This is a genomic window from Marvinbryantia formatexigens DSM 14469 (assembly GCF_025148285.1).
GTDB classification, from domain to species: domain Bacteria; phylum Bacillota; class Clostridia; order Lachnospirales; family Lachnospiraceae; genus Marvinbryantia; species Marvinbryantia formatexigens.
The window spans coordinates 1,105,509-1,120,127 of sequence record NZ_CP102268.1; the positions used below are offsets into that span (position 1 = coordinate 1,105,509).

Here is a 14,619-nt window from a genome sequence, read left to right on the forward strand (position 1 = left end):
TGATATAAATTAATCTGCTTTTTCGTCTGATGTCTGCAGGTTCCTGCACAGAAGCGTTATGCTTTGCTTTATAAGCTCCGCATCCAGCCTTTTTTCCGGAAAAGGAACACGGAAATTGCAAATCTCACACATTCTTCCAGTGACAATATAAAATACACCCACGCTATCGGCAGGTGAAAAAGAAACGCCGAAAGCAATCCCAGTGGAACTCCGAAAAGCCAGGTTCCGATAAAATCAATATACATCACATATTTTGTTCTGCCTCCACTGCGCAGAATTCCACCGCCCAGAATCATATTCTGAACCTTGACCGGGGAAATAACGGCAAAGGCAAGCAGAATATCTTTTGTGATATGTCGGACACTCTCTTCCACACGATAAATCTGCACGTAACTGTCCCGGACCAGCACCAATATCACAGATAATATGACAGAGCCGCAAAGCCCGCACAGCATCAGCTTTACGGCTTCCCGGTAAGCACGCTCATAATCATTTCTGCCAAGCGATTTTCCCACCATGATTCCTGCCGCCTGCGCAAATCCGTTCATCGCGCCAATCATCAATACCTGCACCGGTGATGTCAGCGTCATCGCCGCGCAGGCCTGTGTTCCGATATGCCCGTAAATCGCCGCATAAACATTTTCCCCCAGGCTCCAGAAAAACTCACATATAAGAATCGGAAGCAATATCCCCAGATACTGCAGACGCTCCTCCTTTTCCATATGAAAAGCAGACGAAAAACGTGCTCCCCTTTTCGTGCGGGGAACTGTACAGGACCGGGCTTCTTTTACTCTACTGCCATCTGCCTGCATCCGGACTTCCTTTTCCCTGCTGCCATCTGCCTGCCAGTACCTTCTTTGGGTACGGCGATGATACAGAAACATACCCAGCGTCAGCACACAGCCAGCTACCTGCGCGGTCACTGTTGCTATCGCTGCACCAGTAATTCCCATCGCCGGAAACCCGCATTTTCCAAAAATCAACACATAGTTAAGTAACGTATTCACTGCCGCTGCAGCAATTCCAGCCGCCAGCGGAAGTGCCGCCGCTTCCGCACAGCGGAGAAACGCCGAAAGCAGCGTGGTTAATGCCATCGGCAGAAAGGAAACCGCATAAATCTGCAGATACCCCGCCGCCGTGTCACACGTTAATGTGTCTTTTGTATAAATCTCCATGACCTGTCGCGGAGCTGCAGTACAGACAATCGTAAAAAACAATGCCAGTATCGCCGCCATTCCCAGATTCACCAGAAAGCTCCTGTCCGCTTTCTGCTCATCCTTCTGTCCGATATATTGTGCAAGCATAATTCCGGCAGCCGCTGCAATCGCAGAAACCAGAACGGAAAAAATAGATGCAAATTTTCCTGCAAGCCCAATTCCGGCTACACTGACGCTTCCAAGCTGTCCCGTCATTATCTGGTCGACGACGCTGAATGATGACTGCAGTAAAAACTGCAGCGTCACCGGCAGTGCAATTTTCCACACTGTTTTATAAAAAGTTTCTTTCTGTTCCATGTGATTTCTCCCTCTTCCGTTTTTTCCCATCTACAGGCTGCTCACAAATACGCCAGCTTTCTCCCGCCATCCGAAAGCTGTTCACAGACAATCAGGATTTTCTGCTACCCGACCGCTGCTCACAAATATTCCAGATTTCCTGCGCCATCTCAAAGCTTCCCACAAACCTTCCGGGACATCCATGCATCATCATATTTCACCCCGAAGAAATACACAAGAGGTTAAACGCGTAACCCATCACAAAAAATATAAGAAAAATTTGTAAATTATGCACACAAAACATAAGCACACATGTATCTTTACTAAATGTATCGCCTTACCCTTTTCATATACTGTTTATAGCTTTCTCCGAATTTTTCCATACACCATTTTTCCTCTGAAAGAATAATCCAGTGAGCCGAAATCTGAAATATTACAACGATGCATAACAATATGAGTGATTGTGTCAATAAAGCCATACCTATAAAACAGATAAAGTACGCTACATACATGGGATTGCGTGAAAATTTGTAAATACCATTTGTATTTAAGCCCATACTGTCGGGAGAAGACCACCTGCTCTGTTTATCCTGGTCTGGTCCGCCCCGTCTGCCGGTGATATCCGCGCCTTCCCTTTATCCTTTTCCGCAATACGCATCTGCCTGCCGCTTTGTCAACATTACCTGGTTCACTGCTTTGCGGCAGCTTATTTCACTGCCCTCCCGCGGTATTCGGATGTACTTTGTCGTCTTATTAATGTCACAGGAAGTTTAAGAAACCTGCCCTCTTCCTGCTCCTCCCGGAGTTTTTTCAGTTCGGAAATTGCAAGTGCAGCTCTTTTTGCCCCATCCTGCCGGATGGTAGTCAATGCCGGCGAAGCAGACTCACAATATGGTCCATCATCAAAGCCCGCAACAGATATATCCAGCGGCACCTGCACGCCATTCTGCTGCAAAAAACGCATTAAATCAACCGCATAATAATCCGACACTGCAAAAACCGCTGTATAGCTTTTTATCATATCAATATGTTTCTGATAGAATGCGAGACGCTCCCGTTTTTTCATCGGTATCTGCAGAAAGTCAGCAGTTCCTCCCGTCTCTTTCATAGCATCCCGAAAACCGCACCAGCGCTCAAAATCCATACATATATCATTATCTGAAATGCATATTCCTCTCTGATGACCAAGTTCCCGGAAGTATCTGCCCATCTGATATCCTCCGTCATAGTTATCCACAATCAGATTACAGATACGTGCAGATTCCTTAAAATACCCGTCATATACCACAAAAGGGATATGCATTCTATCCCGCAGCATCCTGTAATCCTGCTCACAGAATCCAATAACGACCAGTCCCTCCATGTTCCACATAGAAGCATAGCGGACAATTTCATCACAATCTTTTGTTACCTTTACCATCATGAAATAGCCCGCTTTTTCGATTTCCCTCGAAAGATAATTCAGAGATGACGCGATAAAATAATCTTCCAGTACATGCATCTCATACTTTTCGTGATTATTTACAACCACCCCGATAATCCGCGAATTGTTCTGTGCCAGCAAAATCTCTGCCATACCGGGAATATATTGTCTTTTCTCTAAAAGCTCCTGCACCCTGCGCACTGTCTCTGCCGATATTTTTCTGGTTTTCCCGTGAATTACATTCGAAACGGTCGCCGTACTGACCCCAAGCTCTTCCGCAATATCTACAATGCGCACACGCTGTTCTTCCACAATTATTCCTTCCCTCACTTATTATTGTAATCACTTATTATAGTAATCACTTATTATTGTAATCACTTGTCATTCTCGTCATTTATTATTCTCATCGCTTATCATTCTCATCATTTATTATTCTCATCACTTATCATTGTCATCATTTATTATCGGTCTGCCGATGTGCATATCCTGCCGCCACTGCGGCGCTTCCCCGTCATCCGCCCAGTATTCATCCATTGATATAATTTTGTCATCCTCTATGCGGATAAACGATGTCACATGAAAGGATGCAGTTTTGTCTTTCGGATACACATGTGTAACCGTGATAACCAGTCCGTCAGCGTATTCTACCCGCTCCACGCTCCCATCCCACTCCCCAGGATACTGGCAGTTTGCCTGGATAAATTCTTCCACCGTAAAGTGTTCATTCGTGCAATGCCAGTTCACATATGCATCTTCACAAAAATATTTTCTTATTGCCTTTTCGTTTTGTTCCAGAATGTCACTCCAGAATTGTCTGATATCCATAAAATCCCTCACTATTCTTTTTTAAACTGTCCTGCGTTCTCCACCCTGCGTCACCTGTTCCATGCTCCCCCTGTGTTCTTTTCCAGCTGGCAGCCACGCTTTCTTTTCAGGCAGAAGGGCATACTTTTTTCACCGCAGGAGGACAAAGCAAAATGGTTTCCCCTGTGAAGGGCTGCACAAGCCGTGCTCTCCATGCGCAAAGCTTTGCGCAGGTCTGCCCGGCAATCCCACGTCCATACACCGCATCACCCACAAGCGGATGCCCGATATACGCCATATGTACCCGTATCTGATGTGTCCGGCCGGTTTCAAGATGCAGCCGCACAAGTGATGCCTGCTCCGGACCGGGCAGGTCTCCTGCGGAAAGAAGCCGCATTGCTTCGTGAAAACATGATTCTTTTTCCGAAATCGCCCGATAATGTGTGACAGCAAAGCAGCCCGCTGCCGGGCAGCATCGCTCCTGCACAATACACATTTTATTTTTCTCGCCCGTCACTTTCTGTATGGGTGCATCAATGGTCTGCTCCCGTTCATATGCCTCATCCGGAAATACGCCTTCGCACAATGCCACATATTCTTTCTGAAACCTGCCGGATTGCCGCTGCTGCCACAGTCTTGCCGCTGCTATCCGGTTTCTGGCAAAAACAACGATGCCGCTTGTATCCTTATCCAGCCTTCCGATGCCGCGAACCTGTTCCTGTCCGCCTTTTCCTGCAAGATAGCCCTGCAGATAGTTTGCCAGCGAATCACTGTAGTGCCCGTGTGCCGGATGAAGCACCATACCGGCTTCCTTCCATACACAAATCAAATCCTCATCCTCATACAAAATGTGCAGCGGATGTTTCTCCGGGATAAGATGAGACATTCTGCATGGCTCATCACCAAACCGCAATTCCAGCAAATCGTGTTCACGTAATACTTGTGTGACACGAACACGTTCTCCGTTTACACAAATGCCGCTTTCCCGGAATTTAAGACTGCGGATTTGTGCCGCCGACAATTTCATGTGATGTTTTAAAAAATCTCCCACCGTGCTTCCTGCATCCGCCGGAGTAATTATTTCTGACATCTTTCTCACGATGCAAGACCTCCTGATATACAATATGTTACCGCTCACTCTGTTCACAGTAACCATTGCCCTTTATTCTCTGCTTTTCCAGAGAAGCTGTCCGTCATCAAAAATCACATCAATCCGCTCCGTATCTTTCAGCCACGCAAGATAAGAACGCACTGTACTCCCCACAAGCACATATTGCTCAAAATTCATGGTGAGGGAATAGTCGTTAAACAGCCTCTGCAACACCTTTTCAAAGCAGACCGGACTTTTGCATATACCTGTGATTTTATCCGCGATTTCCAGCACCTTGTCAATGTTGTACTGCGCCAGTCCGGCTATATCATCCGTCGCTTCTGCGTGAGCAGGCACGAACATGGTCGCCTTTAATTCCTTTACCATACGCAAAGTATCCAGATATGCCGCAACATCATATACGAAACCAATCTGATACTTTTCCAGAGTTTCTCTGCTCGATAAACAGTCCGCAAGATAAACCACATCATCTTTTGTCCGGTAGCCGACCATGTCAAAGAAATGTCCCGGTAAGGGAATCGCACTCATTCCCTCCGGAAGACTGTTTTCCGTGAGATATTCTGCTTCGCTTTCCTGCGCCAGCAAAAACTTGTGACGCAGGTCCTTCGGCGGAAAGCCCCCATACAAAAATGCCGGTTCCAGAACAGGCGACCTTGTAAAATCACATTCTATACCAGGTGCAAAAATCCGGCATTTCGTCTGTCCCTGCAAATACCGGTTGCCGCCGATATGGTCCGCATTGGAGTGCGTATTGTAAATGGCGGTCAACTTCCACTTATTCTTATCCAGGAGCTGCCTTACCTTTCTCCCTGCTTCTTTATCGCTTCCACTGTCAATCAAGCACACATCTGTTTCATTTAATTTCACAAGACCTATTTTTGCAGGACTCTGTATATAAAAGCTATTTTCTCCACCCCGGCATAATTCGTACATAGTATTTTCATCCTCCATTCCATCTCTATATATTGAGCATATCCAACTCTCCCTAAATCATTATAATATACAACATTTCACACTTCAATGCCAAACCTGCGCCCTCTCCGCTATGCGTAAAATGTGATATTATAAATAAATTGCAAACCACATTTACGAAGCGAATTTTAAATAGCCATGCATACGCCAAAAACGTCCGGTGGACGTTTTTTAGTAGATTTGCGAAAGTTACTGTGAGCGCAGAGTGAGCAGTAACCATATTTGCATCTGCAGCAACACCCACACAAAACAGGTCTTGTCACAAAAAGAAGGTTACCTTATAATAATTAAAGAAGCTAACTATCATTTTGTAAAAAATACCAGCACCAGAATCAAACAAAATCATTCCCGTATTTAAAGGAGGAAACAATTATGATGTACCCATACATGACACTAAATGATAATACAGAAATCACTCATTCAGAAATGTACCCCGATGGTCGGGTAAAGGTCTATATCGAAACCCCTATACTTAACGGTTTTCATGATGCCACCTGCTGGCTCCCGGATTACTCCTGGGAGTTTCACGGATACTCAGAAGCCGAGATGAATTATTTTAAGAAATTAATACGTGATAATGCTCATCTGATATTGGAGTTTTCCCAGGAGGGAGGAGTGCTCAATGCCGCAAATTCTTAGAATTGGACCCTATACTATTTATTTCTGGTCAAATGAAAATAATCCACTGGAACCAATACATGTTCATATTGCGGAAGGCACTCCTTCTGAAAATGCCACTAAAATATGGATTACCAGTACTGGAAAAACTCTTCTCAGCAACAACAGCTCTCATATTCCAGACCGGATATTACGGAAAATCATGCGGATTATTGAATCCAACAGCGCCGCCATTATAGAAAAATGGATTAATCAATTTGGAGAAATACGCTATTTCTGCTAATACCCTTAGTGACCAGAAAATAAAAAAAGCTGCTGTACCAAAAAGTTTCTTTATAATTTAAGAAAGCAATGCAATAAAACCCGTTTCTCATGCATTATTAAAGTAAGAGGATATGCTTATGTTAATGTGGACGGCGGATGATTTACATGGATATAACGGCAGGCGGCTGCCGGAAGAAATGGATGACTGGATTTATCAGATTGCGCAGGGGAATGAGCAGGCTTTTTATCGGCTGTATGAGGCGACCAGAAGCTCTGTTTATGGTTTTGTGCTCTCTATTATAAAAAATCCTCACGATGCAGAGGATATTATGCAGGAAACCTACATATCCGTCTATCAGTCCGCTATCAGTTACCAGTCGCACGGAAAGCCTATGGCATGGCTTTTGCGGATTGCCCGCAATTTTACTTTTCTGAAGCTTCGGGATAAAAAGAAGCACCACGCGCTCTCCGCAGAAGAAATGGAACAGTGGCTGTGCGGGCAGTATCAGCTCGACCAGGACGATAAGCTGGTTCTGGAGGCCGCCCTGAACATTCTCAGTGATGAAGAACGGCAGATTATTTCCCTGCACAGTCTCAGCGGGCTGAAGCACCGGGAAATCGCCGACTTACTGAATCTGAAGCTGACCACGGTATTATCCAAATATCACAGAGGGCTCAAAAAACTAAAAGATGCGATTCGGGAGGTATAAAACATGAAACGGAAACATATTCCAGCAGAAGAACAATACCGGAATGCCATGCAGAAAATCACTCCCGATGTGTACCCTGTCATCCGGGAAGCCTGCCAGGATGCCCGGCATGCCTCTGCGGATAACGGACTACCCCTGCATACCGGCAAAGCTCTGCCATTCTATATGCGCCGCAGATACCGGAGCGCGGCGGCCGCCGTGCTGCTGCTCATTCTCGGTTTTTCGGGCGGGCGCTATTATCTGGGCGGAAGCGCGGTCGTGTCCCTGGATGTAAATCCCAGCATATCTCTTGAAGTCAACCGCTTAAACAGAGTCACCGGAGTGAATGCGTTAAACGAGGACGGTAAAACCATTCTGGGCGAAATGAATCTGAAGGGAACGGATATCGACGTGGCTGTAAACGCACTGATTGGCGCTATGGTAAAGGCGGGATATCTCAGTGAGATGGAAAATTCTGTTCTCCTCAGCGTGCTGGACGAGGACGTGAAATCCGGGAAAGAACTGCAGACCGAACTGACACAGTGCATACAGCAGGCATTTGACGGAGCTTCTATCGAGGGAGCCGTTATCAGCCAGAATCTGACCGCCAGCGAGACGCAGTATCAGGAGCTCGCCGGTCAGTTTCATATTTCTGAGGGAAAAGCAGCTCTGGCATGTCAGATTGCCTCCCAGAATTCTGCTCTGACTGCCTCCGATGTCGCCGCATTGTCCGTCAATGATATTAATCTGCTTGCCAGCTCACAGGGCTTCGAGCTGGGCGATGCGCAGGCTCTGGGCACTGCCAGCTCAAAAAACTATATCGGAGAAGAGAAAGCGGCGGAGCTTGCATTCGATTTTTCCGGAATGGATCCGGCGGATGTCCGTTACCTCCAGGTTGCTATGGATTATAAAAGCGGTATTGTCACTTATGAGGTAGAGTTTTATAAAGGCGAATATAAATATGAATATGAGCTGGACGCTGCGGACGGCGATTTGCTGGAATGGGAATCCGAATGGAAACGCGCCGACCTTCTGGAAGCCGAGCTGCAGGAGCTGGAATACGAAGAGACTATCTCCGGAATCAGCAATGAACAGGCGCTTGTCATTGCCGCGGACCATGCCGGGGTTGCATTGGAGGATATTTTATTTTCCAAAATAACGCCCGCTTATGAGCAGGAGACAGCATTTTTTGATGTGGAATTTGTCGCCGGCGAATATGAATATGAGTATAAAATCAATCCTTCTACAGGAGAGATTCTGGAATATACACACATCGCCAAAGCGTACCCCTGATCATCCTCCACAGACAGCAGCATTTCCACCTGTGCCCAGGCATTCGCCGCACAGGTGGAATTTTTCTGTGAAGAACGTGCGGCAATCCGCAAAAGACCACACCGCCGTTTGCCACCCAGCTGAAAATTTTTCCAAAAAATTAAAAATGCCTGCAATAAAACGGCAGGCGGATGTATTAATATGGTATAACAAACAGTCACACATCAAAGGAGGAAACTATTATGAGAAACAACGCGAAAAAACTATTTCCGCTGCTGCTGACATTCATTATGCTTCTTTCCCTGTCTGTCACAGCTTCCGCGGCAGCTGCAAAGAAAATTTCTATCACCGGGACGCTGAAAACAATGGTGGTCGGTCAGAAAAATGAGCTGGATACAAAGATTACTCCAAAGAGCGCGAAGGTCAGAGACAAAAATATTGTGTGGACCAGCAGCAACCCGAAAGTAATCCGGATTCTGGAAAACTACGACGATGAGACAGAAATTAAAGCTTTAAAGGCGGGAACCGCAACTATCACCGTATCAATCAGGGGCACAAACTTAAAAGCCAGCAAAAAAATTACGGTAAAGAATTCCTCTGCCGTATCTGTCAGCAGCTACACGAAAAAAATCAGTTCCTGCACCGAAAATCTTAAGGATATTTACAACAGCATCAAAAAAGCAACCGTTAAAAGCGGCTACTCTGCAGCCCGCAGGCAGGCGCAGACCTATGAAAACAAGATTGAAAAAATCGAAGACCAGCTCGACGAGCTGGAAGATACCATAAAGAGTCTTTACCGCTCCGGCAAACTTACCGCCAGCCAGTACAATTCCTTAAAGAAAAAGCTGAAAAGCGCTGACAGCTATGCCGATAAAGCGGAAGACTATCTGGAAAGAAAGTTTGGAGATTTCGACTGATTCTATTTAAAAGCATCCCCTTTTGGTTTTGCCGGAACCAGAAGGGGATGTTTTTTGTCTCCCGTGTATGATAAATCTGTTGATAAAAATAATGAAAATTTCTGTTGATAAAAATAATGAAAATTTATTGACAATTTTCTTTTGCTGTGCTATAAATATATGGCGAGCAACGCACAGGGGATTGGTCAAATGGTATGACAGAAGTCTCCAAAACTTTTAGCGGGAGTTCGATTCTCTCATCCCCTGCTCAATCTGAAAAGCACCGTATTTACGGTGCTTTTTGTTATGATATAAGTAGTCATTCCAGTCATTTACAACTATTCACGCCAGGGACCGCGTCCGCCTGCCGTCCCCGCTTATGTGGAAAACGGCAAGCCGGAATCTTCTCCGCTGAGTATATAGAACACAGCTTCCCGCACGGTTTTAAGACCGACGATTTTCAGTCCGGGGATTTTTCCGACGCTGCGGACGGAGACCTCCGGCATCAGCACGGTGGTAAAGCCAAGCTTTCTGGCTTCGTCGACGCGCTGCTTTGCCATATTGACCGCACGAATTTCACCGCTTAAGCCCACCTCGCCGAAGGCGATAAGCTTTTCATCCACGGCGATATCCTTGTAGCTGGAAACCAGCGCCAGAATAAGACCGAGGTCGATTGCCGGTTCCGTCATTTTGATGCCGCCGGCAATATTGACGTAAACATCGCAGGAGGAAAGCCGGATACCCGCGCGTTTTTCGAGCACGGCAAGCAGCAGATTTACACGGTTGAAATCGGTTCCCGCCGTGGTACGGCGCGGCATCGGCAGGTTGCTCTGGCAGACCAGCGCCTGGATTTCCACCAGCACCGGGCGCGTTCCCTCCATAGAGCAGGCAACAACGGAGCCGGAAGCATTTTCCAGCTTGCCGCTCAGCATATATTCCGAAGGATTTTCCACCTCCACCAGCCCGGTATCACGCATCTCAAAAACGCCGATTTCATTGGTAGAGCCGAAACGGTTTTTCACACCGCGCAGGATACGGTAAGCGGCATGGCGGTCGCCCTCAAAATAGAGCACGGTATCAACCATGTGTTCCAGCACACGCGGTCCCGCCACAACGCCCTCCTTCGTAACATGTCCGACCAGAAATACTGTGATGCCCATGCCCTTTGCAATCTGCATGAACACACCGGTAGCCTGGCGCACCTGGGAGACGCTCCCCGGCGCCGACGCCACCTCCTCGCTGTACATGGTCTGGATGGAATCAATCACCACAAACTCCGGCTTCTGCCGCTGCAGCACCTCGCAGATAGTGTCCAGATTTGTCTCACAGAGCACCATCAGCTCCTCCTCGAAGCGCCCGACGCGCTGCGCGCGCAGCTTTAACTGACGCGCCGATTCCTCCCCGGAGATATAAAGCACCGTATGCTTCCGGTTGACCAGGTCGCGGCAGACCTGCAAAAGCAGCGTCGATTTGCCGATACCGGGGTCGCCGCCCACCAGTATCAGCGAACCGGACACGATGCCGCCGCCCAGCACGCGGTCCAGCTCCGCCATGCCGGACGAGGTGCGCTCGCTTTCGTCTGCGCGTATCTCGGAGAGACGCACCGGCTCTGTGCCGGGTCCGGATACCGGCGCGCGCCCGCCCTTTGCGGCAGCGCTCTTTTTCGGCGCAGCCGGTTCCTCCACAAAGGTATTCCACTCATGGCAGCCCGGACACTGCCCCTGCCATTTTGCCGATTCATACCCGCAGTTCTGGCAGAAAAATACGGTTCCTTTTGCTTTTGCCATTTCTTACTTCACAATCTTCACGGAAACGCCTCTGCCTGCCTCCAGCTCGACGCTTAAGGAAAGCTTTCCGCTTAAATTCGTTTTCATCGTTCCAATGCTCTCGCCGTCAATTTCGATTTCATATACAGTGTCTGCTTCCATTTCCACTGTAATCTGCACGTCCTGCGCGCCCTCCACCTCAAATTCCATTCCGCTGCCGGTCTCTTTCAGATGGTGCACCGCCGTTCCCGGAACCGATTCGTAGACGAATCTCTCATTTTTTTCCAGCTTGGTAATCTCGCGGAATGATTTTACCTTGTAAAGGTCACCGGCGTTTTCAAAATCCGATACCTTGGACTTTGCGTCCAGAAGGTAATTTCCGAAGCTGATGGTTCCGTCGTTTTCTTTGCAGATTAAACTTTCTACTACTGACATGTCACTGTCCTCCCACTTTATCCTTCTGTTTTTCAAATTTTATTTTACCGTTCGCCATTCTTGCGGTTACTGCATCGCCCGCCGAAATGCGACCGGATAAAATTTCCTCCGCAAGGGCGTCCTCCACATGCGACTGAATCGCACGCTTTAACGGACGCGCGCCGAATTTCGGGTCGTATCCCTTTTCGGCAATAAATTTTTTCACAGACGGACCAATGCTCAGTCTGATGTCCATCTGCTTTTTGCACCGCTCCTCAAAGTCCTTCAGAAGAAGCGCCACGATTCGGTCAATCTCCTCTTTATTTAAGGAACGGAACACAATGATCTCATCTATACGGTTGAGGAATTCCGGCTTAAAGAGCCGCTTTACTTCCTCCATCACACTGCCCTTCATGCGCTCGTAATTCTGTTTTTCATCATTCACCGCGGTAAAACCGAGCTTTTTCGGCTCGACGATCGCCTGTGCTCCCGCATTCGAGGTCATAATGATAATCGTATTTTTAAAATCTACCTTTCTGCCCTGTGCATCGGTAATATGACCGTCGTCCAGCACCTGCAGCAGAATATTGAATACATCGGGATGAGCCTTTTCCACCTCATCCAGCAAAATAACGGAATACGGATTGCGGCGCACCTTCTCACTGAGCTGACCGCCCTCCTCGTACCCGACATATCCGGGCGGAGAGCCGACCAGACGGGATACGCTGTGCTTCTCCATATATTCCGACATGTCGACGCGGATCATCGACTGCTCGCTGCCGAACACGACCTCCGCCAGCACCTTGGAAAGCTCGGTCTTGCCGACGCCGGTCGGACCCAGAAACAGGAAGGAGCCGATCGGACGCGCCGGGTCCTTCAGACCCACCCTGCCGCGCTTGACCGCTTTTGCCACCGCCGTGACCGCTTCGTCCTGCCCGATGACACGTTTGTGCAGCGTCTGCTCCAGCTTCATCAGCCGCTTTGTCTCCTTTTCCGCCAGCCGCTGGACTGGGATTTTCGTCCACATGGACACAATTTCCGCGATATCCTCCTCGCCGACCTCCGGGCAGCGGGCGCCGCCTCTCTGGTCCAGCCGCTTCTGCGCGGCCGCCAGCTTTTTCAGCACCGCCTCCTGCACGCGGTTCAGCTCCTGCGCTTCCTCCCAGTTTCCCTGGATGATAGCCTGCTCTTTCTTTTCGGAGAGCTCTTCTGCTGCCGCCTGCAGCTTCTCTATGCCGTCCGGCACGGAAGTTCCGCTGATTTGTTTGCCGGAAGCCGCCTCATCAATCAGATCTATCGCCTTATCCGGCAGGTAACGGTCGCTGATATAGCGTGCGGAATATTTCACCGCCGCCTCTATCGCCTCGTCCGTAATTTTTACCTTATGATGCGCCTCATAATTCGGGCGCAGCCCCTTCAGGATGGCAATCGCATCCTCCTCGCCGGGCTCTTCCACCGAAACCGACTGGAACCTGCGCTCCAGCGCCGGGTCCTTTTCAATATATTTGCGGTATTCTGTGATGGTCGTCGCGCCAATCAACTGCATTTCCCCGCGCGAGAGCGCCGGTTTTAAAATATTGGAGGCGTCCATCGCGCCCTCGGCGCCGCCAGCCCCGATAATAGTGTGCAGCTCGTCAATAAATAACAGCACATCATTGCGGGCGCTGACCTCCTGGATGACCCGCTTAATCCGCTCCTCAAACTCGCCGCGGTACTTGGAGCCCGCCACCATCGCCGCCATATCCAGCGTATAAAGCTGTTTTCCGTGGATAACGTCCGGAACATCGCCCGCAACGATCCGCTGCGCAAGCCCCTCGACGATTGCCGTCTTGCCGACCCCCGGTTCTCCAATCAGACAGGGGTTATTTTTTGTGCGCCTGCCGAGGATCTGGATAATCCGGCGGATTTCCTTTTCTCTTCCAACGACAGGGTCCAGCTTTCCGTCCGCCGCCTGCTGCGTCAGATTTCTGCTGTAGCGCTCCAGCATATCGCCGGACGCCTCCGGACCTCTGTCCTGCATCTGCTGGACATACTCCCGGTAGCGCGATTCCTCCAGCCCCAGGCATTCCAGAACATCCATAAAGACCCTCTGCACCTGGATGCCCATCGTATGAAGAAGACGCATCGCCACGCAGTCCGTATCCTTCAGGATGGCAAGCAGAAGATGCTCCGTGCCCGTCTCCTTCTGACGGAAAAAGCGCGCCTCCGCCTCCGCCTGCTCCAGAATCGCCTCCGCGCGCGGGGAATAGCGCACATTCTCCGGTTCCATGAGCGTGCCCTCCGGCACGATCAGATCGCGGACCAGCTCCATCACCTTTTCCTCACTCACCTGATGCTGCTGAAGAATTGCAGATGCCATGCCGCCGCCCTCCTCCAGCAGACCCAGGAGCAGATGCTCGGAGCCGATATAGCTCTGTCCGCATTTCTTCGCCGCCTGCTGCGCCAGCTTCAGCGCATGCGCCGCCTGTTGTGTATACTGCATATCTCTTTACATCCTTCCGTTTTTCATATCGTCTAAAATCTCGTCAATCATCGTATGGACTTCTTCCCCGGTAATATTCTTGCAGCAGCCCTTTGCCAGAAGGACCCGCAATGAGCTGCGCATTTCCTCCATAGCCTGCCTTTTATCGGAATCCAGGGCGACCACCGCTCCTCTTCTGCGGTCAAGCTGGAGAAAACCCTCCTGGCGCAATACGGAATATGCCTTATTTACCGTGTGCATATTGATGCCGATATCGTCCGCCATCTGCCTCACCGAGGGAAGCGCATCCCCTTCGTGAATGGCGGACGTTGCAATGCCAAGAATAATCTGGTTTCTGAGCTGTATATAGATTGCCTCGTCGCTCTGAAAATCAATTTCAATTATCATCTGTACCACTTCCATTTCCCGGTTTGTT

Annotated in this window: 15 protein-coding genes and 1 tRNA gene; 6 read left to right on the forward strand and 10 right to left on the reverse strand. The window is 48.9% G+C overall.

All coding sequences use genetic code 11. The features are described from left to right. Window positions 1-68 precede the first annotated feature (68 nt). The 6 genes from NQ534_RS05440 to NQ534_RS05465 form a co-directional block, all read right to left on the reverse strand. Window positions 69-1,514, reverse strand: a complete 1,446-nt coding sequence (locus NQ534_RS05440; protein WP_040784042.1) for an MATE family efflux transporter — start codon at window positions 1,512-1,514, stop codon at window positions 69-71. A 302-nt stretch (window positions 1,515-1,816) separates the two neighbouring features. Further along, window positions 1,817-2,050, reverse strand: a complete 234-nt coding sequence (locus NQ534_RS21705) for a methyltransferase family protein (protein ID WP_006862823.1) — start codon at window positions 2,048-2,050, stop codon at window positions 1,817-1,819. 149 nt (window positions 2,051-2,199) lie between these two features. Continuing rightward, window positions 2,200-3,228, reverse strand: a complete 1,029-nt coding sequence (locus NQ534_RS05450) for a LacI family DNA-binding transcriptional regulator (protein ID WP_040783981.1) — start codon at window positions 3,226-3,228, stop codon at window positions 2,200-2,202. Between the two features lie 126 nt (window positions 3,229-3,354). Continuing rightward, window positions 3,355-3,741, reverse strand: a complete 387-nt coding sequence (locus NQ534_RS05455; RefSeq protein WP_006862821.1) for a nuclear transport factor 2-like protein — start codon at window positions 3,739-3,741, stop codon at window positions 3,355-3,357. A 106-nt stretch (window positions 3,742-3,847) separates the two neighbouring features. Next, the gene (locus NQ534_RS05460; protein WP_242655382.1) at window positions 3,848-4,810 is read right to left on the reverse strand and encodes an RluA family pseudouridine synthase; all 963 of its coding nucleotides are present in this window, start codon (window positions 4,808-4,810) and stop codon (window positions 3,848-3,850) included. A gap of 72 nt (window positions 4,811-4,882) precedes the next feature. Then, complete coding sequence (locus tag NQ534_RS05465) at window positions 4,883-5,764, reverse strand: MBL fold metallo-hydrolase (protein WP_040784036.1); 882 nt, start codon at window positions 5,762-5,764, stop codon at window positions 4,883-4,885. 411 nt (window positions 5,765-6,175) lie between these two features. Between NQ534_RS05465 and NQ534_RS05470 the strand changes: the two genes are divergently transcribed. The 6 genes from NQ534_RS05470 to NQ534_RS05495 all read left to right on the forward strand — a co-directional run bounded on the left by NQ534_RS05470 (window position 6,176) and on the right by NQ534_RS05495 (window position 9,809). Continuing rightward, on the forward strand, window positions 6,176-6,442 hold the full coding sequence (locus tag NQ534_RS05470) for a hypothetical protein (protein ID WP_006862816.1): 267 nt from the start codon (window positions 6,176-6,178) through the stop codon (window positions 6,440-6,442). Next, entirely contained in the window at window positions 6,426-6,704 is a 279-nt protein-coding gene (locus tag NQ534_RS05475) for a DUF4160 domain-containing protein (protein WP_006862815.1), read from the forward strand. Before NQ534_RS05470 ends, NQ534_RS05475 begins: the two co-directional genes overlap by 17 nt. A 118-nt stretch (window positions 6,705-6,822) precedes the next feature. Continuing rightward, the gene (locus tag NQ534_RS05480; RefSeq protein WP_074679856.1) at window positions 6,823-7,395 is read left to right on the forward strand and encodes an RNA polymerase sigma factor; all 573 of its coding nucleotides are present in this window, start codon (window positions 6,823-6,825) and stop codon (window positions 7,393-7,395) included. A 3-nt stretch (window positions 7,396-7,398) separates the two neighbouring features. After that, a complete protein-coding gene (locus NQ534_RS05485; RefSeq protein ID WP_006862813.1) occupies window positions 7,399-8,667 on the forward strand; it encodes a PepSY domain-containing protein in 1,269 nt (422 codons plus the stop codon). A gap of 221 nt (window positions 8,668-8,888) precedes the next feature. Then, a complete protein-coding gene (locus tag NQ534_RS05490) occupies window positions 8,889-9,563 on the forward strand; it encodes an Ig-like domain-containing protein (protein ID WP_006862811.1) in 675 nt (224 codons plus the stop codon). Window positions 9,564-9,738: 175 nt separating this feature from the next. Further along, window positions 9,739-9,809, forward strand: a tRNA-Trp gene (locus tag NQ534_RS05495). 110 nt (window positions 9,810-9,919) lie between these two features. Here NQ534_RS05495 and radA read toward each other — a convergent pair. From radA to NQ534_RS05515, 4 genes are read right to left on the reverse strand one after another with little or no spacing between them, the layout of a single operon-like run. Continuing rightward, complete coding sequence (radA, locus tag NQ534_RS05500) at window positions 9,920-11,329, reverse strand: DNA repair protein RadA (protein ID WP_006862809.1); 1,410 nt, start codon at window positions 11,327-11,329, stop codon at window positions 9,920-9,922. A gap of 3 nt (window positions 11,330-11,332) precedes the next feature. Then, window positions 11,333-11,743 carry a hypothetical protein gene (locus NQ534_RS05505; RefSeq protein WP_006862808.1) on the reverse strand — a complete coding sequence of 137 codons (411 nt, stop codon included), beginning with the start codon at window positions 11,741-11,743 and terminating at the stop codon, window positions 11,333-11,335. A gap of 1 nt (window position 11,744) precedes the next feature. Then, on the reverse strand, window positions 11,745-14,204 hold the full coding sequence (locus NQ534_RS05510) for an ATP-dependent Clp protease ATP-binding subunit (protein ID WP_006862807.1): 2,460 nt from the start codon (window positions 14,202-14,204) through the stop codon (window positions 11,745-11,747). 6 nt (window positions 14,205-14,210) lie between these two features. Further along, on the reverse strand, window positions 14,211-14,591 hold the full coding sequence (locus tag NQ534_RS05515) for a GntR family transcriptional regulator (protein WP_040783978.1): 381 nt from the start codon (window positions 14,589-14,591) through the stop codon (window positions 14,211-14,213). Window positions 14,592-14,619 lie beyond the last annotated feature (28 nt).